General features: G+C 66.8%; 22 protein-coding genes. 12 read left to right on the plus strand and 10 right to left on the minus strand.

Annotated elements, in window-relative coordinates; genetic code table 11:
- Window positions 1-6 precede the first annotated feature (6 nt).
- The gene (locus tag ACX12D_RS26230) at window positions 7-978 is read right to left on the minus strand and encodes a 3-hydroxyacyl-CoA dehydrogenase family protein (RefSeq protein WP_459376359.1); all 972 of its coding nucleotides are present in this window, start codon (window positions 976-978) and stop codon (window positions 7-9) included.
- A gap of 202 nt (window positions 979-1,180) precedes the next feature.
- Here ACX12D_RS26230 and ACX12D_RS26235 point away from each other — a divergent pair, with 202 nt between their 5' ends.
- Entirely contained in the window at window positions 1,181-2,107 is a 927-nt protein-coding gene (locus ACX12D_RS26235) for a LysR family transcriptional regulator (RefSeq protein ID WP_441637784.1), read from the plus strand.
- Window positions 2,108-2,313: 206 nt separating this feature from the next.
- Entirely contained in the window at window positions 2,314-4,446 is a 2,133-nt protein-coding gene (locus tag ACX12D_RS26240; protein ID WP_459376360.1) for a cation:proton antiporter, read from the plus strand.
- 52 nt (window positions 4,447-4,498) lie between these two features.
- Here the strand turns inward: ACX12D_RS26240 and ACX12D_RS26245 are convergent, their stop codons facing one another.
- The 3 genes from ACX12D_RS26245 to ACX12D_RS26255 form a co-directional block, all read right to left on the minus strand.
- Entirely contained in the window at window positions 4,499-6,070 is a 1,572-nt protein-coding gene (locus ACX12D_RS26245; RefSeq protein WP_459376529.1) for a sensor domain-containing diguanylate cyclase, read from the minus strand.
- Between the two features lie 250 nt (window positions 6,071-6,320).
- Entirely contained in the window at window positions 6,321-6,995 is a 675-nt protein-coding gene (locus tag ACX12D_RS26250; RefSeq protein ID WP_459376361.1) for a GntR family transcriptional regulator, read from the minus strand.
- A 58-nt stretch (window positions 6,996-7,053) separates the two neighbouring features.
- Complete coding sequence (locus tag ACX12D_RS26255) at window positions 7,054-8,853, minus strand: IlvD/Edd family dehydratase (protein ID WP_459376362.1); 1,800 nt, start codon at window positions 8,851-8,853, stop codon at window positions 7,054-7,056.
- 245 nt (window positions 8,854-9,098) lie between these two features.
- Here ACX12D_RS26255 and ACX12D_RS26260 point away from each other — a divergent pair, with 245 nt between their 5' ends.
- On the plus strand, window positions 9,099-10,127 hold the full coding sequence (locus tag ACX12D_RS26260) for a Bug family tripartite tricarboxylate transporter substrate binding protein (RefSeq protein ID WP_459376363.1): 1,029 nt from the start codon (window positions 9,099-9,101) through the stop codon (window positions 10,125-10,127).
- 213 nt (window positions 10,128-10,340) lie between these two features.
- Complete coding sequence (locus ACX12D_RS26265; RefSeq protein ID WP_459376364.1) at window positions 10,341-10,931, plus strand: phasin family protein; 591 nt, start codon at window positions 10,341-10,343, stop codon at window positions 10,929-10,931.
- 206 nt (window positions 10,932-11,137) lie between these two features.
- Here ACX12D_RS26265 and ACX12D_RS26270 read toward each other — a convergent pair whose 3' ends face one another.
- Window positions 11,138-11,554 (minus strand): hypothetical protein, encoded by a 417-nt coding sequence (locus tag ACX12D_RS26270; protein ID WP_459376365.1) that lies wholly within the window; start codon window positions 11,552-11,554, stop codon window positions 11,138-11,140.
- A gap of 392 nt (window positions 11,555-11,946) precedes the next feature.
- Here ACX12D_RS26270 and ACX12D_RS26275 point away from each other — a divergent pair, with 392 nt between their 5' ends.
- Together ACX12D_RS26275 and ACX12D_RS26280 are read left to right on the plus strand one after the other, a co-directional pair.
- Window positions 11,947-13,053, plus strand: a complete 1,107-nt coding sequence (locus ACX12D_RS26275) for a GGDEF domain-containing protein (protein ID WP_459376367.1) — start codon at window positions 11,947-11,949, stop codon at window positions 13,051-13,053.
- On the plus strand, window positions 13,050-13,802 hold the full coding sequence (locus ACX12D_RS26280; protein WP_459376369.1) for a head GIN domain-containing protein: 753 nt from the start codon (window positions 13,050-13,052) through the stop codon (window positions 13,800-13,802). The genes ACX12D_RS26275 and ACX12D_RS26280 overlap by 4 nt, the downstream gene beginning before the upstream one ends.
- 105 nt (window positions 13,803-13,907) lie before the next feature.
- Here ACX12D_RS26280 and ACX12D_RS26285 read toward each other — a convergent pair whose 3' ends face one another.
- Window positions 13,908-14,756 carry a VOC family protein gene (locus tag ACX12D_RS26285; protein WP_459376370.1) on the minus strand — a complete coding sequence of 283 codons (849 nt, stop codon included), beginning with the start codon at window positions 14,754-14,756 and terminating at the stop codon, window positions 13,908-13,910.
- A gap of 268 nt (window positions 14,757-15,024) precedes the next feature.
- Here ACX12D_RS26285 and ACX12D_RS26290 point away from each other — a divergent pair, with 268 nt between their 5' ends.
- From ACX12D_RS26290 to ACX12D_RS26315, 6 genes are all read left to right on the plus strand, one after another.
- Entirely contained in the window at window positions 15,025-16,626 is a 1,602-nt protein-coding gene (locus tag ACX12D_RS26290) for an ABC transporter substrate-binding protein (protein ID WP_459376371.1), read from the plus strand.
- Between the two features lie 7 nt (window positions 16,627-16,633).
- Entirely contained in the window at window positions 16,634-17,617 is a 984-nt protein-coding gene (locus ACX12D_RS26295) for an ABC transporter permease (RefSeq protein WP_459376372.1), read from the plus strand.
- Window positions 17,614-18,444 (plus strand): ABC transporter permease, encoded by an 831-nt coding sequence (locus tag ACX12D_RS26300; RefSeq protein ID WP_416052853.1) that lies wholly within the window; start codon window positions 17,614-17,616, stop codon window positions 18,442-18,444. Before ACX12D_RS26295 ends, ACX12D_RS26300 begins: the two co-directional genes overlap by 4 nt.
- Window positions 18,441-20,090, plus strand: a complete 1,650-nt coding sequence (locus ACX12D_RS26305; protein ID WP_459376373.1) for an ABC transporter ATP-binding protein — start codon at window positions 18,441-18,443, stop codon at window positions 20,088-20,090. Before ACX12D_RS26300 ends, ACX12D_RS26305 begins: the two co-directional genes overlap by 4 nt.
- Window positions 20,091-20,260: 170 nt before the next feature.
- Window positions 20,261-21,121, plus strand: a complete 861-nt coding sequence (locus ACX12D_RS26310) for an NAD(P)-dependent oxidoreductase (RefSeq protein WP_459376374.1) — start codon at window positions 20,261-20,263, stop codon at window positions 21,119-21,121.
- Between the two features lie 243 nt (window positions 21,122-21,364).
- A complete protein-coding gene (locus tag ACX12D_RS26315; RefSeq protein ID WP_441637645.1) occupies window positions 21,365-21,547 on the plus strand; it encodes a glycine zipper 2TM domain-containing protein in 183 nt (60 codons plus the stop codon).
- A gap of 128 nt (window positions 21,548-21,675) precedes the next feature.
- On the opposite strand, the gene ACX12D_RS26320 is transcribed toward ACX12D_RS26315, so the two are convergent.
- From ACX12D_RS26320 to ACX12D_RS26335, 4 genes are all read right to left on the minus strand, one after another.
- A complete protein-coding gene (locus ACX12D_RS26320) occupies window positions 21,676-22,848 on the minus strand; it encodes an acyl-CoA dehydrogenase family protein (protein WP_416052856.1) in 1,173 nt (390 codons plus the stop codon).
- 8 nt (window positions 22,849-22,856) lie between these two features.
- A complete protein-coding gene (locus tag ACX12D_RS26325; RefSeq protein WP_459376375.1) occupies window positions 22,857-23,831 on the minus strand; it encodes a Bug family tripartite tricarboxylate transporter substrate binding protein in 975 nt (324 codons plus the stop codon).
- 104 nt (window positions 23,832-23,935) lie between these two features.
- Window positions 23,936-24,913 carry a Bug family tripartite tricarboxylate transporter substrate binding protein gene (locus tag ACX12D_RS26330; RefSeq protein ID WP_459376376.1) on the minus strand — a complete coding sequence of 326 codons (978 nt, stop codon included), beginning with the start codon at window positions 24,911-24,913 and terminating at the stop codon, window positions 23,936-23,938.
- An 83-nt stretch (window positions 24,914-24,996) separates the two neighbouring features.
- Entirely contained in the window at window positions 24,997-25,395 is a 399-nt protein-coding gene (locus ACX12D_RS26335) for a cupin domain-containing protein (RefSeq protein ID WP_459376377.1), read from the minus strand.
- Between the last annotated feature and the right edge of the window lie 515 nt (window positions 25,396-25,910).

Raw genomic sequence — 25,910 nt, forward strand, 5'->3', positions numbered from 1 at the left:
TGAGGTTCAGGGTTCGATCTTGGGCAGCTCCGGCGCGATCAGGTCGAGCCCCGCGCGCAGCAGCCGATCATAGCGCTCGCGTTCCGCGGCGATGGTCTGCGGCGTCCACTGGTAAAAGCCTTCGCCGCTCTTCATGCCGTGGCGGCCGTCCGACGCGCGCTCGGTCAGGCACCGGGCCGGCTCCGCCGCGTTGTTGAACGTGGGATACATGGTAGCCCCGGCCGCCGCGTGCACGTCGATGCCGGCGTGGTCGCGCTGCATGACCGGCCCAGCGGCCAGGAAACGAAAGCCGAAGCCAAAGCGCACCGCCGCATCCACATCCTCGGGCGAGGCGATGCCGCGGTCGATCAGGTCGAAGGCTTCGCGCGACAGCGCGTGCTGCAGGCGGTTGGCGAGAAATCCCGGCAGGTCCTTCTTCACCTTGACCGGCACCATGCCGCAACGGCGCATGAAAGCGATCAAGGCGTCGGCGCCGGCTTCGGCGCTGCCCTCGCCCAGCACCACCTCCACCAGCGGCACCAGGTGCGCGGGCATGAAGAAATGCAGGCCGAGCATGCGCTCGCGGGTGGACAGGCCCGCGCCGATGGCGCTGATCGGGAAACTCGAGCTATTGCTGGCGAGGATGGCATCCGGGCGGGCGCGCTGGGCCAGGTCGGCGAACAGCGCGCGCTTGATGTCGAGCCGCTCGGGGATGCACTCGATCACCAGGTCGACCGTGCTCCAGTCAACCGCGTCGAGCCCTGCGGCTACCGACAATCCCGCGAGGCCAACCTCGGCCGCCGGGCCGATCGCGGCGAGATTGGCGGCTACCCTTGCGGCGACTGCCTCCGCGCGCTGCGTATCCGGCTCCACGACGGTGGTGCGGCAGTGCGCACGGGTGAGCACCACGGCCACGTCGGCGCCCATGGTGCCGCCGCCTACCACCACGGCGTGTGCGGTGCCAGGCGTGGCTAGCGAAAAGTGGGCGGCGTCGGGCATGGCGTTCCTTTGAACTATCTGGTGTTGTCGTTGGGCGGTTGAACCCGTGTTTGCCATGAAATATGGCGAAAACATCGCCTGCGCCGCGTCATGGCCCGGGTTCAGCGGGATTGACCATGAGTGTAGACAAGCCGCTTTGATTGATGAATCAGATTTTCTGGATAAAATGATCGACAATCAAGATCAATCCGCCATTCGTGCCGTGAAAATCAACCTGTCGATGCGCGATGTCGAGACCACCCTGGTGCTCGGCCGCACCCTGAACTTCCGCCAGGCAGCAGGGCAGTTGCACCTGTCGCAATCGGCGCTGTCCACCCAGATCCTGCGCATCGAGGAATCCCTCGGTGTGCGGCTGTTCGATCGCACCACCCGCACCGTGCGGCTAACCGCGGCAGGCGAAGTCTTCATGCAGCAGGCTGCGATCCTGCAGGCCGCCTTCCGGGACGCCATCGACGCCGTGAGCGGCATTGCCAGCGCCGAGCGCGGCCATGTTGCGGTGGCCGCCCTGCCCTCGCTGGCCGCCCGCCTGCTGCCGCGCGTGCTGATGGCCTACCGGCGGGAGCATCCCAAGGTCACGCTCAAGGTCTTCGACACGCTCTCCGGCCCGGCCTTCGACCTGGTGCGGGCGGGCGAGGTGGACTTCGCGCTGACCGCGGCCGACCCGCAGCAGGCGGACCTGCACTACGACCCCATGATGTCCGACCGCTTTGTGCTGCTGATTCCCAGCGAGCACCCGCTGGCCCACGGCAAGGGGCCGGTGCGTTGGGCCGATACGGTGGACGCCGCCCATGTTTCCATGACGCACCCCAGCAGCGTGCGCCAGTACGCCGAATGGGCCTTCCTGCAGAACCGTATCCGCTTCCAGCCGGTGTTCGAGGCCGAGCACCTGGCCACCATCGCGGCCATGGTCGAATGCGGCTTCGGCGTGGCGGCGCTGCCTGAGATCGCGGCCGGCACGGTGCGCCAGGCCGGCATTGTCGAGCGCTTGCTCACCGCGCCGGTGACGGAGCGCTCGATCGGGCTGGTGACGGCACGCAACCGCAGCCTGTCGCCCGCGGCGGCGGCGCTGGTCGGCGTGCTGCGCGCCCACCTGGCCCAAGCTGGCGGCGGCGTGGCCGATCCGGCATGAGCGAGCGGGAACGGGATCGCGCGAAGCGGTGTGCAATGCGGCGGACAAAGCGCACGAGGCTTGAAGGCGCGCGCGATATCGCGGTATGTTCGGAGCCGGCAGCCATAGCCACAGCCATAGCCAACTAAGCCTGAGGATCCCCGAGTGACACAGTCGTCGCCCACAGTACAACCCGGGCCGGCCCGCGCCCCGCAACGGAGGCGCGCTTGAATATCGTCGTCGACGTGCTCATCCTGGCGGGCGCGCTGCTGGCCATCGTGGCCGTGGTGCAGGTCGCCGCCGCCAAGCTGGCATTGCCTGAGTCCACGCTGCTCTCGGCCATCGGCATCGCCATCGGCGCGGGCTATGTGGCCATCGACGCCGCCTTCCCGCAGTTCGCCTTGCATTTCCTCCATCCCCTGATCGACCCGGCGCTCCCGCCCGAGGCCTATCTGTGGATCTTCCTGCCGCCTTTGCTGTTCCACGCCGCGCTGACCGCCGATGTGCGCAGCATGCTGCCGGACGCCGCGCCGATCCTGCTGCTGGCCATCGTCGCGGTGATCGTGGCCACGGGCGTGATCGGGCTGGTCACCACGCTGGTCAGCGGCGCCAGCCTGGTAGTGTGCCTGCTGCTGGGCGCGGTGGTCGCCACCACCGACCCGGCCGCGGTGATCGCCATCTTCCGCGATGTCGGCGCACCCGGCCGGCTGATCCGGCTGGTCGAAGGCGAGAGCCTGCTCAACGATGCCGCCGCCATTGCCATTGCCGGCGTGCTGGTGGCCATGCTGACCGGCCATGGCGCCGAGGCCACGCTGGCCGCTGGCGCACGGGAACTGGCCTGGTCGTTCGTGGGCGGCGTACTGTGCGGCGCGATCGCCGGACGCCTGCTGGCCGACCTGCTGCCGCGCCTGGCCGGGCTGGCCATGGCCGAGGGCGCGCTGACGCTGGCGCTGCCCTATCCGCTCTACCTGCTAGCCGACCAGCTGCTCGGCGTGTCCGGGGTGGTGGCCGTGGTATGCGCCGGCCTTGTGGTGAGCGCGCTCGGGCCCACCCGGCTGAGCCCGCGCAACTGGAACCACATGCGCATGATCTGGGAGCAGTACGCCGGCATCACGGGGGCCGTCGTGTTCTTGCTGGCGGCGGTGCGCGTGCCGTCCTTGCTGGCCGGGGTGACCGTGCATCACGGCTTGCTGCTGCTGGCACTGGTAGTGGCCGCGCTGGGGGCGCGCCTGCTCACGCTGTTCGGCCTGCTGCCGCTGCTCTCCTGGCTGAAGGTCAGCGCGCCGATCAGCAATGCCTACAAGCTGGCCATTGCGTGGGGCGGCCTGCGCGGCGCGGTGACGCTGGTGCTGGCGCTGGGCATTGCCGAAAACGAGGCGCTGCCGTACGAGGCACGGCACTTCATCGCCATCCTGGCCACCGGATTCGTGCTGGTCAGCCTGCTGCTGAACGGCACCACCCTGCGCGGGCTGATCCACCGGCTCGGGCTGGACCAGCTCACCGCCCAGGACCGGGCATTGCAGCAGCAGGCCATCCAGCTCTCCACCGAGGAGGTCGAAACCACGCTCGACCACATCGCGCAGACCTTCGACCTGCCTCCCGCGGCAGCGCGCGAGGTGGCGCAGCGCTACCGGCGCGAGATCGAGCTGGGCGCGCTGGCGTTCGATTTCGACACCGCGCTATCCGAGCGCGACCGCGTCACCATTGGCCTGGTCACGCTGGCCACGCGCGAGCGCGAACTGATCCCGGAGTACGGCAACGGCGTGATCTCGGTCGCCAATCTCGACGCCATGATGCGCAACACCACGCTGATGATCGACGCCGCGCGCGAGCATGGCCGCCTGGGCTACAACCGCGCCGCCCGGCATATCCTGGATTACCAGCGCGGCTACCGCGTGGCGCTCTTCCTGCACCGGCGCCTGTCGATCGACCGGCCGCTGGCCCACGCGCTGGCCGACCGCTTCGAGCTGCTGGTTTGCCGCCAGACGGTGCTGGAGCGGCTGCGCCAGTACAACCGCTCGCTGCTCACGCCGGTGTTCGGCGCGCGCATGGCAACCCTGCTGGACGGCGTGCTGGAGGAGCGCGTCAAATCGGCCGGCGGTGGCCTGGATGAGATGCGCGCGCAGTTCGGCGGCTACACGGTGGCGCTGGAAAAGCGCCTGCTGATGCTGTTTGCCCTGCGCAAGGGCCAGCGTTCGCTGGAGGCCATGCGCGAGGAGAAAGTCATCTCCAGCCAGGCCTACAACCAGATCGCGCAAGTGATCCAGCGCGCGTGGCGGGCCAACCTGGCGCGTCCGCCGCTGCGCAGCGCGATGTCTGCGCACCCGGTGCCAGCAACGGAGTCGTCGTCCCGCGAATGAGGGGCGCCGTGCTTCGCGCAACGGATCGCGCCAGGCGCCGCTGCCAGCGCGATCAGGGTGAGTCCGCCTGAACCTCCGGCTCCGGCTGGTACCGGACCGTGTTGTTGCGTCCGTTGCGCTTGGCCTGATAGAGCGCGATATCCGACTTTTTCAGCACTTCGCCAACCTCCTCCGCCGACGAAGGAAAATGCGCGATGCCAAGCGAAACCGTCACGACCCCACCGGTGGGGTTCGGCGTCTTTTGCACAGCCTCGCGCAAACGCTCCGCAATCAGGAACGCATTGTCCACGGTCGTGCCGGGCAGCAAGATAACGAACTCCTCCCCGCCGTTGCGGCATGTCATGTCGCCACCCCGGGAACCGGCCCGCATCAGGCTAGCGATATGCACCAGCACCTCGTCGCCGACATCGTGCCCGTAGCGGTCATTGATCGACTTGAAGTGGTCCACGTCGAGCGTGATGACGGCAAAGGACTGCCCGCCAAGCTCGTACAGGCTGAGCGCGTTGCCCAGCCCGCGGCGATTACGCAAACCCGTCAGTGCGTCGGTGATGGATTCATGGTTAAGCCGGTCCAGCTTGCTGCTGGTCAGGCTCATGCCCCGCAGCAGCGCTTTCTTGAGACGATCGGCTTCGACATACCTGGCCTGGATCCGCTCGATCCGCTCCATCCCGTCGGGCGTGGTCCCCATCCGGGCGTCATCGGCCAACTGCCCCAGCGGCCGCGAGATCCAGCGGGAAAACCACCAGATAAAGACCAGCGACAGGAGCAGGAAGGGAATGCTGTTGCCGAACGTCACCAGCACCAGGTCATTCAGATCGGCCAGCGTGGCTTGCGTGGATCTCTGCGCCACGATGCCCCACCCGGTGGACGCGACCGGCGCATAGCCTGCGAGCATCTCGACACCGTACTGGTTCACTATCTGCTGCGCGCCCGCTGCGCCGCTGGTTACCGCCAGCACGACTGAATTCTTGAAGATCGACTTGCCAACATGGGCGTCGTCCGGATGAAATATCACGGTGCCTTTACGGTCCACCACATAGACATAAGAGCTATCCCGATAATAATGGTTATCGAGAATCTCATGCAGCAGGTTCTTGGCATTCAGGTAAATCGTGCCCCCGACATAACCAAGCAGCCGCCCTTCCGCATTAATGATGGGATGGGAAATAAAGATAATCAGCCGCCCGCCGGAGGTCTTAAAGGGCTCGCTGATCTCCGGGGTGCGGGTGGTCAGGAGCGCGCGCCCCCAATCGGTCTTCACGCTCTGTCCGGCCCGGCGCAAGGCCGCTGGCGACACGGATAGCACCATGCCGTCCCGGCGGACGATGGCCACCGAGTTCAGGCTCCTGGTCTGCAAGCGCAAGCGCTCGGCCTCCTCGTCCACACGAGTCGGATCATCCATGGCCGCAGCCAGCAAACTGGCGCTGTATGCCAGTTGCTGCATGGTGCTTTCAAGATGGGCTCCCGTGGACTGTGCCAGCTTGGCCGCATAGACACGGTTGGCTTCCAGCGTATTCCGGATCAGCAAGTCACGCTGCACGCGGTAACTGGAGTACAGCGCATTGGCCATCGTCAGCAGGACCGATCCCAAGGCCAGGAACAGGATCAGACCACCTAGCCCTATTTTGGGCGAGCGCTCCGGAAGCGGCTTACACGGTTGCGCTGACATCTCTTTTGCAGGCCGACAATCTTCAGAATCTTCGGAAGGGACCGATTTTAGCACGGTCCACCGGCTAATATTCCTGCCGCAACGCGCAAATGCCAGCCCGCGCGGTTAAGGATTGGGAAAGGGATTTCAAGTTTCCCCTCGACTGGCGTATTGATTTCCCCAATATTTCCATTAACCATGCCCGGGAGACAAATAATGTAATGTACTAAGCAGGCCCTCCGGCACGCTCCCGTTCTGCCGCGAGGTATGCGTCACGCGAGGGCAGCAGATGGCTACGGCATAGTGCGACAAGATCCTCGCGCCGGCCCTCGCGCAAGGCCTCGATCATGGCCCAGTGTTCCTGCCTGGCACGCTCGCGATAGCCCGCTGCAGCCAGCGACCCAAAGCGGATCGGATGGGCGCGGCGCGCGTATTCCTCGATGGCCTGCCGCAGCACCGCATTGTCGACCAGGGCGAACAACTCCCGGTGAAAGCGCTGGTTGATGCGAAACACCGCGCGCGCATCGCCTGCGGCCACCGCAACATCGTGCTCCTGCTGCACGGCCACCAGCGCCTGTAGCCGCGCCGCGGGCACCGGCAGCGCGATCAGGCTGGCGGCGTGCGTTTCCAGCACTTCGCGCAGTGCGTACAGCTCCATCACCTCGCGCGCCGGAAAGGCGCGCACCACCGCGCCGACGTTGCGCTTGCGCTCGACCACGCCCATGCCTTCGAGCGTGACGAGCAACTGGCGCACCACATGGCGCTTCAGGTTGAAGCGCGCCATCAGGTCGTCTTCGACCAGCCGCTCGCGCGGACTCAGCAAGCCAAAGACGATGTCTTCCTCAAGGATCGCGGCGGCGGCCAGCATGGCTTGGGCGCCGCCGGCGGTATCGTCCTGCATGCTATGCGTCGCTTGTGCGCGCGTTCCTGCACGGGTTGACCGATCCATGACAGGACGCTCAGGACTTGCGCGGCACGGTTTCGCTGGTCCGCGCGGCGCGCAGAAAATCGAAATCCACGCCCTGGTCGGCCTGCGTCACCGTGGCCAGGAACAACTTGCGATAGCCGCGCTCGGCGGTAGGCCGCACCACTTCGTGCTCGGCCGCGCGGCGGGCCAGTTCCGCGTCGTCGATCAGCAGGGAAATTTCGCGCCGCGCCACCGACAGGCGGATGCGGTCACCGTTGCGCACGTGCGCCAGCGGGCCACCGATGGCGGCTTCCGGCGTCACGTGCAGCACGATGGTGCCGGCCGCGGTCCCGCTCATCCGGCCGTCCGAGATGCGCACCATATCCTTCACGCCGGCACGCGCCAGCTTCCTGGGAATCGGCATATAGCCGGCCTCGGGCATGCCGGGCGCGCCGGTCGGACCGATGCGCTTGAGCACGAGGATGTCGTCGGCTTTCACATCCAGCGCGTCGTCGTCGATGCGCAGCGCCATGTCCTCGGCATCCTCGAACACCACGGCGCGTCCTTCATGCTCCATCAGCACAGGATCGGCGGCGGATTGCTTGATGATGGCGCCGCCCGGAGCCAGGTTGCCGCGCAGCACGGCCAGGCCACCCACCGGATAGATCGGCGCGTCGAACGGGCGAATCACATCCTGCGCGAACGGCGCGGGCGCAGCGTCGAGCTCCTCGCCCAGCGTGCGGCCTGAAACCGTCAGCGTGTCCAGGTGCAGCAGCGGGCGCAGCTCGCGCAGCAGCGCGGGCATGCCGCCGGCCGCGTGGAAGTCCTCCATGTAATGCTGGCCGGAGGGCTTCAGGTCCACCAGCACGGGGGTCTCGCGGCTCATCCGGTCCAGCCCGGCCAGGTCGATGTCGATGCCCAGGCGCCCGGCGATGGCGGTCAGGTGCACGATGCCGTTGGTGGAGCCGCCAATGGCCAGCAGCACGCGGATGGCATTCTCGATCGCGCGGCCGGTGAGGATGCGGTCCGGCGTCAGGCCGGAGCGGGCCATGGCCACGGCAGTGGTGCCGGTGCGCTCGGCCACCCGCACGCGGTCGGCGGTAACCGCCGGGGCCGATGCGCCACCGGCCACCATCATGCCGAGCGCTTCGGTCAGGCAGGCCATGGTGCTGGCCGTGCCCATCACCGAGCAGGTGCCCACGCTGGCTACCAGCTGGTTGTTCACGTCGGCAATCTCGGGCGCATCGATCTCCTCGGCACGGTAGCGGCCCCAGTAGCGGCGGCAATCGGTGCAGGCGCCCACGCGCTCGCCGCGATGCGAGCCGGTCAGCATGGAGCCGGTGACCAGCTGGATCGCCGGCACGCCGGCCGAGGCCGCGCCCATCAGTTGCGCGGGCACGGTCTTGTCGCAGCCTCCGATCAGCACCACGGCGTCCATGGGCTGCGCGCGGATCATTTCCTCGGTGTCCATCGACATGAGGTTGCGCAGGTACATGCTGGTGGGCGCCGAGAAGCTCTCATGCACGGAGATGGTGGGAAAGTCTACCGGCAGGCCGCCCGCCAGCATGACGCCGCGCTTGACGGCTTCCACCAGTTGCGGCGCGTTGCCGTGGCAGGGGTTGTAGCTGCTGTTGGTGTTGACGATGCCGATCACCGGCCGCGACAGCGCGTCGTCGGTATAGCCCGCGCCCTTGATAAAGGCCTTGCGCAGGAACAGCGAGAAGCCTTTGTCGCCATAGTTGGTCAGGCCCTTGCCCAGGCCGCTCTCGGCATCCTGCGCCGGTTCGAAGGGGTCTTGGCCGGCCTGTGCCGAGGCGGAAGGGTCCTTGGGGGAATCGTGGGAGCCGGCCATGCATATCTCCAATAATATTATTGATAATCGAGACAGGCATCATATCTGGCCTTGCCGCTGCGCCGCAATGGAAAATTCGGCCCCGCACCTTTGATTGAAAATTCAGATCAGTCGATAGAAAACTTCTGATTCTTCAATCAAGAGACGCCCCCTACACTCTGCCGTAGCGACGAGCCGGGCGTCCCGCGCTGCACAGCCTTGCTGTGCCTTCCCATCCATACCAACCCGGCGCAGGAGATTCCCCTATGACCGGCATTCGACGCCACGCGCGGACGCGCGTTTCCGCACCCAGGCGCCATCTGATCCTCTCCGCGCTCGCCGGCGCCATGCTGGCAGGCACGGCCGCCTTCCCCGGCCTGGCCGCTGCCGCCGACTATCCGACCAAGCCGATCCGCCTGGTCGTACCCTACCCGCCGGGTGGCGCCACCGACGTCATCGGCCGCACCCTGGCGCAGCACCTGTCCACCGCGTTGGGCCAGCAGGTCGTGGTCGACAACCGGGCCGGCGCCGCCGGCAATATCGGCGCGGAGCTGGTCGCCAAGTCGCCCGCCGACGGCTATACCCTGCTGATGGGTGCGTTGACCAGCCACGCGATCAACGCGGCGCTGTACAAGAACCGCGTCTCCTACGACATCGAGAAGAGCTTTGCGCCGGTGGCCATCGTGGGTACCGTGCCGCTTGTGTTCGTGGTCAATCCCAGCGTCAAGGCCAACAGCCTGCCGCAGTTGATCGCGCTGGCAAAGGCTTCCCCTGGCGCGATCACCTTTGCCTCCGCCGGCAATGGCTCGCCCCAGCATCTGGCCGGCGAGATGTTCAAGCGCATGGCCGGCGTGGACATGCTGCACGTGCCTTACAAAGGCAGCGGCCCCGCCATGACCGACCTGATCGGCGGGCAAGTGCTCAGCATGGTCGAGACCGTGCCGGCGGCGCAGTCCTACGTAAAGGGCGGCAAGATCCGCGCGCTGGCCGTTACCACCAGCGAGCGCGTGGCGGCGCTGCCCGACGTGCCAACTGCCAATGAAGCGGGCCTGAAGGACTTCGAGGTCAACTCCATGTTTGGCATCGTGGCCCCGGCCGGCACCCCGGCGCCGGTGGTGGACCGGCTCAACGCCGAGCTCAAGAAGATCCTGGCCGAGCCCGACGTGAAGGCCTCCCTGCTCAAGCAAGGCGCCATCGCCACCTGGACCACGCCGGCGCAGACCCAGGCCCGCATCAAATCCGAGCTGGCGAAGTGGACCGCGGTGATCCGGGAAGCGGGCGTCAAGCCCGAGTAAGCCGCCCCGCAGCCCCTGGGATCCCGGATCCCGGATTGCAGGTTGCCCGCCCCGCCCTGATGTGACGGGGTGGGCGCCTGTCGTCGCGCGCCTTGACACCCTGACGATTGCGCCTATGATGACTAGCGCAATGCTGCGGCGCAGCAAGTGACGATTGCCACCGACGAAATCCCTTCGGACGCGTTGCCTCGTCATGAACTATCGGAGACGCTCATGGCTACCCTCTCTCACGCTGAACACGTCGAGGCGCCTCTGCCTTACCCCGTTATCGATTTTGGCCTGGCAAGCCCCTGGGCGCAGGTGGCGCAGAAGATCGGTGCGCTGAACCTGCAAACGGCAAAGACGCTCATTGCCGAAGGCACCGACTACTTGCGCGAGGCGGCCGCGCAACCGTTCAGCTTCACCACGTTCCGGCCCGAGCTGGCCGACGTGATGGCGCAGCACGTTGCCGCCTACACCCACAGCCTGATCGAGATCGTGTTTGGCGCGAATGCGGATTTTTCCGACAACGTTCAACGCCATTTCGCCACGATCGGCGGCCAGGACCCGTTTCAATGGTGCCTGATGGGCCGGGATTTCCTGCCGGAGTACGGCAACGGGCTGCCCGCCATGGGCGCGGCGATGACAGGCTGGGTTGCGGCCTACCTGCCAGCCGGCAAGCCGCTGCCGGAGGCAATCGCCGAAGCCGCGCCACGCAAGACCGCGCTGCTGGCGGCACCAGCCGACGTTGTGGAGCCGGTCGCGGAGCCGATTGTGAAGCCAGTCGTGGAGCCGGTCGTGGCGCCGGCCAAGCCAGCCGAATAAACCCGGCTCAGGCGGCCCTTGCCGGTCACGTCCGCCAGCAGCAACCGCGGTGCCCGCCTTGAGCGGGTGGCGCGAACTGGCGTGGCGGCGTTTCAATGGCAACCAGCCCGAAGTGGAATTCCCCTGCGGCGCTGTCCTCCTCGCGTAGCGAGAAAGCGCTGATTCGATGCGTCTGAATCAGCGCTTGCGCAACGCGCTTGGCGACGTCATTGGCAGGCGGTGCCGGGCACAGGCTTGCCCGAGTTGGTCATGCCCTGGCAAGCGTCGCCAACGATGGTGTCGGAGTCGAAGGCGGCGTTGTTATATGGCTTGAGCCTGCCCGCTACCGTGCAGCAAAAGCGCGGCTCGCCCGGGATGGGCGTTGCCGGCGGCGCGCTCTTCGCCATGCGGGAGGACGCCGGCGTCTGACTGGCGGCGGGAGTTGGCGCGGGAGCAATGCGAGAGACTGGCGGCTTGGCGGGCTGGTCGACGCTCTGGTCGTCGTCATCCGGAGACATGCACCGGCCATTCTGGCAGATCCGCTCACCTTTGCACTGCATGTCATATTGACAACCCGCTGCGACTGCGTGCAGCGGCGACGCCATCGCCAACGTGGTGGCGAACAGCAAGCCCAGCGTTCTCATGTTTCCTCCTATTCGACTGCCAGCGCGAATCGCACGAACCGCCCGCGCCGGATCGTATGTTCCGGCACTGGCGAGCGCCGGGCATCGTGCTGTTTTGCACGGGACACCCGACTACAGCGCCGACCGCCACGTCAGCCGAAGCGATGCACCGCTACCTCTAGCATAGGCATCGGGACCCGACACAGGGAACCCCGCCATGCAAGCCTGTGAGCGTCGCACCACCGAGCGCGGCGACGGCAAAAGAGCGCTGCGCACGGTGCCCGGCCAGGGCGTCCAAACGCCCGTGTGAAACCGCTGCGCCCGGCGCCCGCACGCTTCTGGTCCTTGTATGATTGCCGCTGGATTCATTGCCCTGCCCCACCGACCATCCGCCCCTTCCAGAGGCAAGTCGAATGATGTTTCGCACCGTTGAGTCAGAGTTGCTGAACAAGCCGGTGCCGGCGCCGGTGCAAGCGGAGTTTGCCCAGCATGAATTCGAGAGGCTGCAGCGCTTTTGCCTCATGACCTTCGCGGCCAGCGTGGGGATCTGGCTCGTGTTCGATCTGCTGGTCAGCTTCAAGGGGGGCCAGGGTTTCACGATCAATTCGATCTTCCACCTTGCCCTGTTGTCGGTGCTGACCGCGGCCGTGCCCTTCGTGCGGCGCGCGCAACAATTCCAGGTTCTCAACTTTGCCTTTGTGGTGGCCTTCTGCGTAGGTGCCCGCCTGGTGCTGGACGGCACGCCGGACGACACCCGTCCGATCTGGTCGATGCTGGTGGCGGCCAGCGTGCTGTTCTGCGCCTCCACGCTGCCGCTGAGCTCCAGGGCGTTTTTCGGCGTCATCGCGCTGGCCTGGGTCCTGCTCTTTCCCATGATGGCGGCGCAGGACCTGCTGGAACTCAAAGGCATCCTGGTCGTCTGCTACGCGCTCTATTTCACCGGCATCACGGTGTACACATTCATCACGCTGCGGCGCGCGAAGCTGCAGAACTTCGTCATGGCCAAGGCCTTGCTGCTGCAGCAGGCTTATGTGGACGCGCTGACCGAGATTCCCAACCGCCGGGCCTTCATGCTCAACGTGGGCAGCCTGGTGCCGCGCGCCGCCGCGGAGCAAGACCACTACCTGGCGATGGTGGACATCGACGACTTCAAGAAGGTCAATGACCGCTACGGCCACGACATGGGCGACGCAGTGCTAAAGCACGTGGCCGCGGGGATCAAGCTGGCGATGGGGGACTGCCAGTATGCGCGCCTGGGCGGAGAGGAGTTCGGCATTTATCTCAAGGGGATGACGCGCGCCGAGGCGGAAATCCGCATCGGCATGCTGTGCCGCAGCATCCGGGATGCGCCATCGGAGCCCCCCGTGACCATCAGCATTGGCGTCACCCACATGGTCAGCGGCGACACGCTCACCAAGGCGCTCATCAAAGCCGATGAAGCGCTCTATGATTCAAAGAGGACCGGCAAGGACAAGTACACGTTTCACCAGGAGCCCCGCCAGCCCGAAGGATCGCCATGACCCATATCAACCTGCTTTGCGCTGCCTGGCTGGCATCCACCTGCCTTGCCGGCATGGCGCTGGCTCAGTCAAGCACCGTGGTTATCAACCAGAGCGGCATTTCCGCCTCGGGCACGTCCGGGAGCAGTGTCGTCATCGTCAATGGCCAGGTGGTGACTTCCCATGACGCCACCAAGGGAGGTGGCCCCGAGAAGACCGAGCAGCGCATGGTCGGCGCGTTCTCCGGCGTGCAGCTCAATGCCCCGGCCGATGTGGTGTTCTCGGTTGCGCGCGCGTACTCCGTCTCCATCACCGGCCCCGCGGACATCCTGCCGCTGGTGCTCACCAGCCTGGACAACGGCAGGCTAACGATTGGCCTGAGCGCGCCAGTCGTGCTCGCGGCGCCGCTCAGGGTGGCCATTACCGGGCCCTCGCTCCAGGCGGTCAGCATTCCCGGCGCCGGCACCCTGCGTGCGTCCGGCCTGCACGAGGCATCCATCGACCTGCGCCTGTCCGGCTCCGGCTCGATCGTTGCCGAGGGCACCGTGGGCAGCGTGCGCGCCGCGATCTCCGGCTCCGGCGAGGTCGATGCCAGCGCCTTGCGCGCGCAGAGGCTGGACGCGCAGGTCAGCGGCTCGGGCCGCATCCTCGGCTACGCGTCGGATACGGCCAGCGTGGCGCTGACGGGATCCGGCGACATCATCGTTGCCGGCAAGCCGCACCAGCGTGCCGTCAGCCGGACGGGTTCCGGCCAGGTATCGTTCGAATAGCCGGTCGCGCCGGACCTACCAGGCGGCCAGCCCGTCCACCGCCTGCTGGGTGATGGCGACGCCATGCGTAGAAATCCGTGAAATCCATCGTTATACCGTCCGCGCTTATTCGGTAAAGGCAAGGGTGACACCCGCCGCCTCGGCAGGTGGCACCACCAGCAGGCCGTCAATCTCCTCGACGCCGCGGATCTCGCCTGCCGCCAGCGCGGCGCGCGCCGTTGCCAGCGCCGTGGTGCGCAGCACCAGCGCCACCATGCGGTCGCGCCCATCAATCAGCGGCGGCACGCTCGCGCCAAAGCGCCGCGCCGCCGCCTGCGGCGTCAGCACCACCACCGACGCACCGCCGGCGCGCAGCAGCTCGCCGTGCGCACCCTTGCTCACGTGCTCGGCGCCGAACAAGCGCGACAGCAGGCCGATGGTGCGCGCCGGGTCCGCGGCCGCGATCACGTATTGCGCCACGCCGGTCACGCCGTTGGGATGGGCCTGCCAGTGCCCGCGCCAGACCAGTTCCGGCGTGAAGTGGTGGCAAAAGTAGAGGCGTCCGTTTGGCACCAGGTGCGCGGCCAGCCGCACCGTGCGAAAGCGCGCTTCGCCGGTGGCGCCCGGCAGCTCGACCGGGCGCGTGAACTCACGCGGCGGCCCTTCCACTTCCAGCCCGCGCGCCAGGATCTCGCGGTGCAGGCCGGTGGAGTCGGCGCTCTTGAAGACGAGTCCGGTCAGGCCAGCCGGCTCGGCCAGCAGGTCCGCACGGCCGGTCGCCGCCTTGCCGGCTTCAAAGCCGAGCAGCTCCAGGTAGTCCGTATCGAAGATCGCAAGGTGGTTGCTAGACCCGAGCGAATGATGGCCGCGCGGCGTCAGCTGGAAACCCAGGCGGCGATAGCGGCTGGCGGCGCCGTCCAGGCCTTCATGGACATTGACGACCACGTGGTCGAGCAGCGGGATCAGGTTTGGCATGAGAGGGGTTCCGTTGGAATAAACGAGCAGTTGGAACGAGCAGTTGGCGAGCGTACGCGAGCACGGCGCGATCCCCAACTGCGCGTTTCGTCTTTGCATATGCGCGCCGCGCGCGCCCGCCGGGTGCGCAGCGCGCCGCGCAGCCAACGTCTTTGCTTAGACGAAAAGCGCGTTTCCCTCGCGCAGCGGCGCCCCCTACACTCGCTGGCTGTCCAGCCTTCGTGCTCCCTGCTTCCAGCATTCCTTCGGTTATTGTGGAACCCCTGCCATGTCCCTGACGCGACGCGACTTCCTGATTCAATCCGGTGCCCTTGCCGCTGGCGCCTCCCTCCCGGGCACGCTGCTGGCACAGGCTGCCGACACGCCGCGCAAGGGCGGCGTGCTGACGGTCCTGCTGGGCGGCGAGCAGCGCATCCTCAACCCTGCGCTCCGCGCGTCCACCGGCGTCTACGTGGTGTCCAGCAAGATCATCGAGTCGCTGGTGGACCTGGACGCCAGCGGCAAGCCCGCTCCCGTGCTGGCCACCAGCTGGAGCAGCTCACCGGACGGCAAGACCATCACCTTCAAGCTGCGCGAGGGCGTGACCTGGCACGACGGCAAGCCCTTCACCTCGGCCGACGTGCAGTACAACGCGATGGCGCTGTGGAAGAAGCACCTGAACTACGGCACCGCGCTGCACCTGTACCTCGATGCCGTCGATACCCCCAACGCACAGACCGCGGTATTCCGCTATTCGCGCCCGATGCCGATCGAGCTGCTGCTGCGCGCGCTGTGCGACCTTGGCTACGTGGTGCCGCGCCACAAGTTCGAAGGCACCAACGTGCTGGAGAACCCCGCCAATACCGCGCCGGTCGGCACGGGGCCGTTCCGCTTCACCCAGTATGAACGGGGCCAGTTCGTGATCGCCGAGCGCAATGCCGCATATTGGCGCAAGACCGCGCCGTACCTGGACCGCGTGGTGTGGCGCATCATCACCGACAAGTCCGCCGCGGCTGCCGCGCTCGAAACCGGCGAGGCGCAGCTAACCACCTATTCGCATGTCGGCCTGGCGGATCTTGAGCGGTTCAAGAAGGATGGGCGCTTCAAGGTGTCCACCAAGGGACTGGAGGCCAACTCCTACAACAACACGCTGGAGTTCAACGTGCGCCGCAAGGAGCTGTCGGACGTGCGCGTGCGCCGCGCCATCGCGCACGCCATCGATGTCGACTTCTTCATCAAGAATTTCCTGTATGGCACCGCCAAGCCAGCCACCGGCCCGATTCCCTCGACCTCGTCGTTCTATCCGGGCGGCAAGCAACCCTACCCGTTCGACCGCAAGCGCGCCGAAGCCCTGCTCGACGAAGCCGGCTTCAAGCGCGGCGCCGACGGCAACCGCTTCACGCTCAAGCTGGTGCCGATCCAGAACGGCGAAGACGTGCCACTGTTCGCCACCTACGTGCAGCAGTCGCTGGCGCAGGTGGGCATCAAGGTCACCGTGCAGCAACTCGACATCGCCGGCGCGTTGTCGACCGTGTACCGCGACTGGAATTTCGACCTTGCCACCGGCTGGCACCAGTACCGCGGCGACCCCGCGGTCTCGACCACCGTCTGGTACCGCTCAGGCAGCCCCAAGGGCGCGCCCTGGACCAACCAGTACGGCTGGCAGTCCGCCAAGGTCGACAAGCTGATCGACGACGCCGGCTCGGAGATCAACCCGGCCAAGCGCAAGGCGCTCTATGCCGAGTGGGTCAAGGCGGTCAATGACGAGCTGCCGGTCTGGATGGTGACGGAGCGCGAGTTCTACTCGATCACCAGCAAGCGCGTGCACAACGACCACAACACGCCGCGCTGGCCGTCCAGCAGTTGGTACGACACCTGGCTGTCGGCCTGAGCAGGCCATGCGCATCTTGTCACTCGCCCTGCGCAGGCTGGCAGCCAGCCTGCCCTCGCTGCTGCTGATCCTGTGCGGCCTGTTCCTGCTGCTGCAATTCGCCCCGGGAGACACCGTCGATGCCCTGGTCGCCGAAATGGGCGGCGCGGATGCCGCCGTCATCGGCCAGCTGCGGCAGTTCTACGGGCTTGACGCCTCCACCACGGTGCAGCTTGGCCGCTACCTGTGGCGTCTGGTGCATCTGGACCTGGGCTACTCCGCCATCTACGGCAAGCCGGTGGCCGCCGTCATCCTGGAGCGCTTGCCCGTCACACTGCTGCTGATGGGCTGCGCGCAGGTGCTGGCCGCCGTGTGCGGCATTGCGCTGGGCGTAGCCGCGGCGCACCGGGCCGACCGCTGGCCGGATACGCTGGTGTCCATGCTCGGGCTGGTGTTCTACGCCACGCCATCGTTCTGGTTCGGCCTGATGGGCATCGTGGTGTTCGCCATCCACCTGGGGTGGCTGCCGCCCGGTGGCTACCTGGACGTCGCCGCGGGCTACACGGGCCTGGCGCGCCTGGCCGACATCGCCTGGCACCTGGTGCTGCCCACCGTGACCCTGGCGCTGATCTACCTGGCCATCTACCTGCGCATCATGCGCGCGTCGATGCTGGAGGTGCTGACGCTGGATTTCGTGCGCAGCGCGCGCGCCAAGGGCCTGTCCGAGTACGCCGTGCTGGTGCGCCATGTGCTGCGCAACGCGCTGCTGCCGCTGCTCACGCTGGCCGGGCTGCAGTTCGGCACCATGCTGGGGGGCTCGGTGGTGATCGAAAGCGTGTTCGCGTTGCCGGGGCTGGGCCGGCTGGCCTATGACTCGGTGGTCCAGCGCGACCTGAACACCCTGCTGGGCATCGTCTTCATCAGCGCGCTGCTGGTGATCGCCATCAATTTCATCGTCGACATGCTGTATGCGCTGCTCGACCCCCGCATCCTTCACGAACGCAAGGCATGAAGCTGCTCCGACGTTACCTGCGCAACCCGGCCGCAGCCTTTGGCCTGCTGGTGTTGCTGGCGGTCATTGCCATGGCCGCGTGCGCCTCGGCCGTGTTTCCCGCCGATCCGCTTTCCCTTGCCGGCCGCCCGTTGCAGTGGCCGCTGGAGGACCCGCATTTCTGGCTAGGCACTGACCAGACCGGGCGCGACATCGCCGCCCAGATCTTTCACGGCGCGCGCGTCTCGCTGCTGATCGGCTTCGTGGCCACGCTGATTGCCGTGTCCATCGGCATCCTGATCGGCGCGTTCGCGGGGTACTACGGCGGCTGGGCCGACAACCTGCTGATGCGGCTGACCGAAGGCTTCCAGACGCTGCCCAGCTTCTTGCTGCTGCTGGTGCTGGTATCGGTATTCGGCTCCGGCATCACCACTGTGACGCTGGCCATCGGCGTGGTGTCCTGGCCCGCCACCGCGCGGCTGACGCGCGCCGAGTTCCTGACCCTGCGCAACCGCGACTTCGTCCACTCCTGCCGCGCGCTGGGCATGCGCGACCTGCAGATCATCTTTCGCGAGATCCTGCCTAACGCGCTGCCGCCAGTGGTGGTGTATGCCAGCGTGGTGATGGCGCTGGCCATCCTGCTGGAAAGCGCGCTGGCCTTTCTCAACCTGTCAGACCCGAACGTGGCCTCCTGGGGCAACCTGATCGGAGGCGGGCGAAGCGTGCTGCGTTCGCAGTGGTATGTCTCGGCCATTCCCGGCATCGCCATCCTGCTCACCGTGCTGGCTGTGTCGCTGGTGGGACAAGGCTTGAACGACGCACTCAACCCCAGGCTGAAACGCGCATGAGCGGACCCTTGCCCTTCCTTCTCAGCATCGACGCGCTCAGCGTCGCCTTGCCCGCCGGTGCCGACCGCCCACTCGCGCTAGACGGCGTCTGCCTGGCGCTGGCGCCAGGCGAAATCCTGTGCGTGGTTGGCGAAAGCGGCTCCGGCAAATCCATGACCGCCGGCGCCGTGCTTGGGCTGCTGCCCGATGGCGTGCGCCGCAGCGCCGGGCGCATCCTGTTTGAAGGCCGCGAGCTGACGGCGCTGTCCGAGGCGGATCTGCGGCGCATACGCGGCGCCCGCATCGGCATGATCTTCCAGGAGCCGATGACGGCGCTCAATCCCCTGCGCACCATCGGCGACCAGATCGGCGAGGTGTTCCGCACCCACACCCGGTTACCCAAGGCGGAGATCGCACGCAAGGTACAGCGCCTGCTGGAAGACGTGCAGATCCCGCAGCCGCTTGCCGCCGCTGACGCCTATCCGCATGCGCTGTCAGGCGGGCAGCGCCAGCGCGCCATGATTGCCATGGCACTGGCGCTCGAGCCCAGCTTGCTGATTGCCGATGAACCCACCACTGCGCTCGACGTCACCACCCAGGCCCAGATCCTGCGGCTGATCCGCGAATTGCAGCAGCGCAAGGGCACGGCGGTGCTGTTCATCACGCACGACTTCGGCGTGGTGGCGGAGATTGCCGACCGCATCGCGGTCATGCGCCAAGGCGAGGTGGTGGAGACCGGGCCGGCCGCCGAGATCCTGGCGCGGCCACAGCATCCCTACACCCAAGCGCTTCTGGCCGCCGTGCCCGCGCTGGAGCCGCCGCCACCGCGCGTGCAAACGGGTGGCACGCTGCTCGCCATCGACGGCATCGGCAAAACCTACCGCGGCGGCGGCTGGCTCGGCCGGGGACGGCGCCAGGTGCAGGCGCTCGACCAGGTATCGCTCGCGCTGCCGCGCGGCGGCGCGCTCGGCATCGTGGGCGAGAGCGGCTCCGGCAAGAGCACGCTTGCGCGTTGCCTCGTGGGCCTGCTCGACCCGGATCGCGGCAGCTTGCGGCTCGATGGCGCCGATTTGCTGGCAGCCGGTGCTGGGCAGCGCCGGCAGCGCGCCCGGCGCATCCAGATGGTGTTCCAGGACCCGTATGGCTCGCTCAACCCACGCCGCCGCGTGGGCGAGCTGGTCGCGCAGGGCCCGCTGATCCATGGGGAACATCCGCTGCGGGCTCGCCTTCGCGCCGCCGAGCTGTTCGAACTGGTAGGGCTGGATCCCAGCGCGCTCGACCGCTATCCGCACGAGTTCTCCGGCGGCCAGCGCCAGCGCATCGGCCTGGCCCGGGCGCTGGCCCTGTCGCCCGACGTGCTGGTGGCGGACGAGCCCGTATCCGCGCTGGATGTCTCGGTGCAGGCACAGGTGCTGGCGCTGCTCGACGACCTGCGCGCGCGCACCGGCTTGTCGCTGATCCTGATCACGCACGATTTGCGCGTGGCGGCCCAGGTCTGCGACCGGGTGGCGGTCATGAAGGACGGGCGCGTGGTGGAAGAAGCGGATACCGCCACGCTGTTCGGCGCGCCCCGCCATCCGTACACCCAGGCCTTGCTGGCAGCCGTGCCCGGCAGGCGGGCGGTGGGCCGGGCAAGCGCAGCGGTCAGCGAACGCAGCGTGCGCTGACGGTTGTTGACCGCCTCGCCGCCCCCGACATGCGCGTGCGCACAACAATTTCGCGCGGCAACGCTTGTTGACGTTGCAGTGCAAGAATGGCAGCATTCCCGGCTTCGGTGGGCTGCCCACCTGCCCATACACTCGCCCGCCGCCAACGCGGGCTTCGGAGTATTCAAGTCATGCGCGTTGCATTTATCGGCCTGGGTATCATGGGCTATCACATGGCGGGCCATCTCGCCGCCAAGGGCCATCAGGTCACCGTCTACAACCGCACGGCTGCCAAGGCCGAGCAGTGGGTCGCCGCGTTCGGCGGCAAGTCGGCCGCCACCCCGGCGCTGGCCGCGCAAGACGCCGAAGTGGTCTGCTCCTGCGTGGGCAACGACGATGACCTGCGCTCGGTCCTCACTGGCAAGGACGGCGCCTACAGCAACGCACCGGCAGGCTGCGTGTTCGTGGACCACACCACCGCCAGCGCCAATGTGGCGCGCGAGTTGTATGCCGCGGCTAGTGAGCGGGGCCTGCACTTTGTCGACGCGCCCGTCTCGGGCGGCGAAGTCGGCGCGCAAAAGGGCATCCTGACCGTCATGTGCGGCGCCGACGAGGCCGTGTTCGGTCGAATCGAGGCAGTGCTGGGCGCCTATGGGCGCGCCGTCACCCGCATTGGTGGCGCCGGCGCGGGCCAGCTGGCCAAGATGGTCAACCAGATCTGCATCGCCGGCCTGCTGCAGGGCCTGTCCGAAGCCATCGCCTTTGGCGAGCGCGCGGGGCTGGACATGAAGGTAGTGCTGGACGTGATCAGCAAGGGCGCCGCCGGCTCCTGGCAGCTGGAAAACCGCGGCCCCACCATGATCGAAGGCAAGTTCGATTTCGGCTTCGCGGTGGACTGGATGCGCAAGGATCTGGGCCTGTGCCTGGACGAGGCGCGCCGCAACGGCGCCAGCCTGCCGGTCACCGCCGTGGTGGACCAGTTCTACGCGGACCTCCAGCAAGACGGCTGCGGCCGTGCCGATACCTCCTCGCTGATCAAGCGCCTGCGTTGATTCTGCGCTGACCGAACGGCTGCCGGGCACGTGCGCTGCCCGCACCGCCGGCCGTTCTGTCGCCCCGCTCTGCCGCCCATTTCCCGGTTGCACCCTTCCTGACACCGCACTCGCGGCGTCATCCAATTCCTACATCCATATCAGAGGCCGTCTGGCTGGGCCGGACGGCGCGCCCGGCTATCTTGTCAGCATGGCAGGCGCGCCTGTTCGCGCCGTGCAGCATCATTCACGTAGGAGACCACTATGTTGAGACTGGCAAGCGCGCTCATCGCGAGCGCAGCGCTTCTGTTCGGATTGAACGGTTGTACCGCTACCGGCGCCGTGGCTGGCGGTGTGGCAGGCCATGAACTGTCGCACGGCAGCACCGCGGGCACCATCGGCGGTGCGGTGGCAGGCGGCATCATCGGTCACGAACTGGGCAAGTAAGCAGCCGTCAATGCCTCGGATTAAAAAACGCGCCGCATGAAGATGCGGCGCGTTTTTTTATTATTTTCATCGCTGAAAGAATGACAGCGCCGCCGCACGGATTGGCGGGCAATGCATCAAGAGCGAGTTCAATACGACTTCGGCAAACCCAGCACGCGCTCGGCGATATGGCACATGATGAGCTGCGCGCTGACCGGGGCAATGCGCGGGATATACGACTCGCGCAGGTAACGCTCCACCTGGTACTCACGCGCATAGCCCATGCCGCCCAATGTCAGGACCGCGGTCTGGCAGGCCTGGTGCGCGGCCTCCGCCGCGAGGTACTTGGCGGTATTGGCTTCGGCCCCGCAGGGCTTGCCGTTGTCATACAGCCAGGCCGCTTTCCACACCATCATGTCGGCGGCCTCCAGCGCCATCCACGCTTGCGCCAGCGGATGCTGGATGCCCTGGTTCTGGCCAATCGGGCGCCCGAACACCGTGCGCTCCTTCGCATAGCGCGTTGCCGCTTCCAGCGCCACGCGGCCAAGGCCGACGGCTTCGGCGGCAATCAGGATGCGCTCGGGGTTGAGGCCGTGCAGGATGTATTCGAAGCCGCGCCCTTCTTCCCCGATGCGGTCGGCCACCGGCACCGTCAGCCCGTCGATAAAGAGCATGTTCGAGTCCACCGCGGCGCGCCCCATCTTGTGGATCTCGCGCACCTCGATGTGCTTGCGGTCCAGCGCCGTGTAGAACAGGCTCAGGCCCTGCGTCGGCTTGGCCACCTTGTCCAGCGGCGTGGTGCGGGCCAGCAGCAGCATGCGGTCGGCCACCTGCGCGGTGGAGATCCAGATCTTGCGGCCGTCCACGCGATAGCTCGCCCCATCCGCCGACAACACCGCCTGGGTCTTGAGATGGGTGGTATCCAGCCCCGCGTCGGGCTCCGTCACGGCAAAGCAGGCCTTCTCGGTCCCGGCGATCAGCGGCGCCAGCGCCGCCTCCTTCTGGCGATCGTTGCCGAACACCACCACCGGGTTGAGGCCAAACACATTCATATGGATGGCCGACGCGCCGGAGAAACCCGCGCCGGACGCCGACACCGTCTGCATGATCAGCGCCGCCTCGGTAATGCCCAGGCCGGCGCCGCCGTACGCCTCCGGCATCGCGATGCCGAGCCAGCCCGCCTGCGCCATGGCCTGGTGGAAGGCATGGGGAAACTTGCCTTCGTCGTCCAGCCCCGACCAGTAGTCGGCGCCGAAGTCGCTGCATAGCTGCGTCACCGCTTCGACGATGGCGCGCTGCTCGGGGGTTCTTTCAAAGTTCATGCCCTACCTCATTCCGGCTGGATGCCAGCGTCCTTGACCAGCTTGGTCCACTTGACCAGCTCGCCGGCCACAAAGCCGGAGAACTGCTTGGGCGATTGCCCGAATGCCTCAAAGCCCAGCGCCTCGAAGCGCGGGGCGACTTCCTTGCTGGCGGCGATGCGCGACAGCTCGCGGTTGAGCCGCTCGACCACCTCCGCGGGCGCCTTCGCCGGCGCGAACACGCCATTCCAGGACGTAATGTCGAAGCCTTTCAGCTCAGGCGTGTCGGCCAGCGGCGGCAGTTCCGGCAGCAGCCGGCTGCGCTGCGCGGTGGTCACGGCCAGCGCGTGCAGCTTGCCCGCCTTCACGTTGGCAATGCCGGCCGCCACGTCGACAAACATCATCGGCACCTGCCCCGCGATCACATCGGTCATGGCCGGCGGCGTGCTCTTGTATGGCACGTGCAGCAAGTCCAGCCCGGCCATGCGCCCGAGCGTGGCGCCCGACACGATGCCGGTGCTGTTGCCGCTGGCGTAAGACATGCCCGGATGCGTGCGCGCATAGGCGATCAGCTCCGCCACGGTCTTGACCGGCAGCTTCGGGTTGACCACCAGCATGAACGGCAGGTTTCCCATGCGCGCCACCGGCGTGAAGTCGCGGATCGGGTCGTACGGCAGCTTCTTCATCAGCGAAGGGTTGGCCGAATGGGTCGTGTTGGTGGTCATGAACAGCGTGTAGCCGTCCGGCGCGGCCTGCGCGACGATCTCGGCAGCAATCGCGCCGTTTGCCCCGGGGCGGTTGTCCACCACCACATTGGTCTTGAGCGCATCGCCGAGCTCCTTGGCGGTGATGCGGGCCACCGCGTCGGTGCCGCTGCCGGCGGCGAACGGCACCACCATGCGGATCGGCTTGCTGGGATAAGCGTCGGCCGCCGCCGCGAACGGCGCCGTGGCGAGGCTCAGCAATGGCAGCGCCGCGCGCAGCAGCGTGGTGAGGCTTGGCATCGTGTTGTCTCCTGTTTTTTGGGCTAGCTATCTCGTTGTCGTGGATTAGCTTTGTTAGCTTTGTTAGCTTTGTCTTTGCGATGCCCCCCGGGCACCATGCCGCCTCACCGCGCGGTCTTCTCTTTGTAGTTCGTGTCCTTGACCAGCTTGGCCCAGCGCGCGGCGTCGTCGGCAATGATGGCGGCGAACTGCTCGGGCGTGCTGCCCACGGCCTCATAGTCGATGGCGGCAAGGCGCTCCTTGATATCCGGCATCGCGACGATCCGCACGATTTCCTGGTTCAGCCGGGTGACGATTTCCTTGGGCGTGCCTGCCGGTGCCAGCAGCCCGGCCCAGGAATTGAAGTTCATGCCCTGGATCCCCGCCTCCTGCATGGTCGGCACATCGGGCAGCGCCGGCGAGCGCTTGGGCGACAGCACGGCCAGCGGGCGCAGCCTGCCGGCCCGGATCATCGCCATCGAATTGAAGGGATCGATGGTCATGTCGACCTCGCCCGCCACCACGGCCTGCATCTGCGGGCCGGTGCCCCGGTACGACACACTGACCACGTCCGGCGTGCCGACGGTGGATTTGAATGTCTCCCCGATCAGCTCGATCATGCTGCTGCCAGCCGACAGGCTCAGCGGACGGCTCTTGGCGCGGGCCAGCGTGACGAACTCCTGCACGGTCTTGGCCGGCACCGAGGGGTGCACCACCATCACAAAGCCGATGCTGCTGATCAGGCTGATGGGCACAAAGCTCTTCAGCGGCTCGTAACCTGCCTTGTACAGCACGGGGCTGAGCGTCTGCGCGCCAGCGGTGTTGAGCAGCAGCGTATAGCCATCGGGGGCGGCACGCGCGACCATATCGGTGCCGATGATGCCATTGGCGCCGGGGCGGTTCTCCACCACCACCGGTTGCTTCAAGGCCTCCGCCAGCCTCTGCGACACCAGCCGCGCGACCACGTCGGAGGCGCCGCCCGGCGCGAAAGGCACCACCATGCGGATCGGCTTGGCGGGATAGGTGCTGCTCCACGCCAATGCGGGCATGACGCTCCAGATAGCGGCGCAAGCGAGCAAACGGCGTCGGGAAGACGGTGTCATCGGAATCTCCTACCAGGCTTGAACAACAAACGTCGTATCGGGTGCGGGCACCCAGGCGGAATGGCGGCGCTCGGCAGCGTTCCTCAGGCGGGACGGATCACGCGCTCCGGGGATTCCTCGTAAGGCGGGGCGTAGATCACCAGCAGCTTCACGGGCTCGTCACTGATCACCGTGAACACATGCATGGCCTCGGCCGGGAAGAAGCAGCAATCGCCGGGGCCAAGCTCGCGCGATTGCCCGTTCACCTCGGCGCGCGCCCTGCCCTCCAGCACATAGCAGACCTGCTCGATGCCGGGATGCGCATGAGGCAAGGCGCCTTTGCCGCGCTCGATGGTGCCGTGGATGACTTCTAGCTGGGTAGCGCCGACGTTCTCGCGGCCGATGATGCGGCGGTTCAGCGTGCCGACATGATTGGCCGGGTGGTAGCCGGGCACGTCTTCGGCACGGACAAAGTAGTTCGGTGAGGACGACGAGGGGGTCATTGCAGTCTCCATGCCGGCTTCGCCGCGACCCCATGAGGGCGGCTGTGATGCCCGGCTGTTTTTCATGTTTGTGAAAGTTATTTTATACCTATGAAAAAACTAGTCAACTGTTTCAGCCAGCCCGCGGCGCCTCAACCACCTCGGCAATGGATTCGGAATGCCTTTTTACGCACAAAACGAAAATTTCCTGGCAGCCCCGGCAGAGTCTGCAATCTCGCGCATCAGGGATGCAGAGACGCTGCAGCCTTTGCGGCACCCGTCCAAACGCATTTTTCCTAACGCATCCCTCCTGACTTGATCCGCCCTCGGAAAGGTAAACCGCACCTTGGCTTCCCGCCTGCCCCCGGACGCTTGACTGTGGCTGATCAAGTTGATTGCCACCTACCGCATTGCCGCCGTGGGCAACGGCCTGATGGTGGGCTGCGCGGTCGGTCACGGGGACCATGGGACGATCGACTATGATGAGTGCTTCTCTTCCGGCCAATCCCGGCCTGCCCCACTCATGACCGCCAACG

It is taken from the genome of Cupriavidus sp. PET2-C1 (assembly GCF_054515855.1).

Bases quoted from the DNA above. Each gene is read 5' to 3' on its own strand.
- ACX12D_RS26290 (WP_459376371.1), top strand. From the start codon at position 15,025: ATGTCCCTGACGCGACGCGACTTCCTGATTCAATCCGGTGCCCTTGCC.
- ACX12D_RS26305 (WP_459376373.1), top strand. From the start codon at position 18,441: ATGAGCGGACCCTTGCCCTTCCTTCTCAGCATCGACGCGCTCAGCGTC.
- ACX12D_RS26230 (WP_459376359.1), bottom strand. From the start codon at position 978: ATGCCCGACGCCGCCCACTTTTCGCTAGCCACGCCTGGCACCGCACAC.
- ACX12D_RS26320 (WP_416052856.1), bottom strand. From the start codon at position 22,848: ATGAACTTTGAAAGAACCCCCGAGCAGCGCGCCATCGTCGAAGCGGTG.
- ACX12D_RS26325 (WP_459376375.1), bottom strand. From the start codon at position 23,831: ATGCCAAGCCTCACCACGCTGCTGCGCGCGGCGCTGCCATTGCTGAGC.
- ACX12D_RS26280 (WP_459376369.1), top strand. From the start codon at position 13,050: ATGACCCATATCAACCTGCTTTGCGCTGCCTGGCTGGCATCCACCTGC.
- ACX12D_RS26295 (WP_459376372.1), top strand. From the start codon at position 16,634: ATGCGCATCTTGTCACTCGCCCTGCGCAGGCTGGCAGCCAGCCTGCCC.
- ACX12D_RS26265 (WP_459376364.1), top strand. From the start codon at position 10,341: ATGGCTACCCTCTCTCACGCTGAACACGTCGAGGCGCCTCTGCCTTAC.
- ACX12D_RS26270 (WP_459376365.1), bottom strand. From the start codon at position 11,554: ATGAGAACGCTGGGCTTGCTGTTCGCCACCACGTTGGCGATGGCGTCG.
- ACX12D_RS26330 (WP_459376376.1), bottom strand. From the start codon at position 24,913: ATGACACCGTCTTCCCGACGCCGTTTGCTCGCTTGCGCCGCTATCTGG.
- ACX12D_RS26260 (WP_459376363.1), top strand. From the start codon at position 9,099: ATGACCGGCATTCGACGCCACGCGCGGACGCGCGTTTCCGCACCCAGG.
- ACX12D_RS26275 (WP_459376367.1), top strand. From the start codon at position 11,947: ATGATGTTTCGCACCGTTGAGTCAGAGTTGCTGAACAAGCCGGTGCCG.
- ACX12D_RS26315 (WP_441637645.1), top strand. From the start codon at position 21,365: ATGTTGAGACTGGCAAGCGCGCTCATCGCGAGCGCAGCGCTTCTGTTC.
- ACX12D_RS26335 (WP_459376377.1), bottom strand. From the start codon at position 25,395: ATGACCCCCTCGTCGTCCTCACCGAACTACTTTGTCCGTGCCGAAGAC.
- ACX12D_RS26250 (WP_459376361.1), bottom strand. From the start codon at position 6,995: ATGCAGGACGATACCGCCGGCGGCGCCCAAGCCATGCTGGCCGCCGCC.
- ACX12D_RS26255 (WP_459376362.1), bottom strand. From the start codon at position 8,853: ATGGCCGGCTCCCACGATTCCCCCAAGGACCCTTCCGCCTCGGCACAG.
- ACX12D_RS26310 (WP_459376374.1), top strand. From the start codon at position 20,261: ATGCGCGTTGCATTTATCGGCCTGGGTATCATGGGCTATCACATGGCG.
- ACX12D_RS26300 (WP_416052853.1), top strand. From the start codon at position 17,614: ATGAAGCTGCTCCGACGTTACCTGCGCAACCCGGCCGCAGCCTTTGGC.
- ACX12D_RS26285 (WP_459376370.1), bottom strand. From the start codon at position 14,756: ATGCCAAACCTGATCCCGCTGCTCGACCACGTGGTCGTCAATGTCCAT.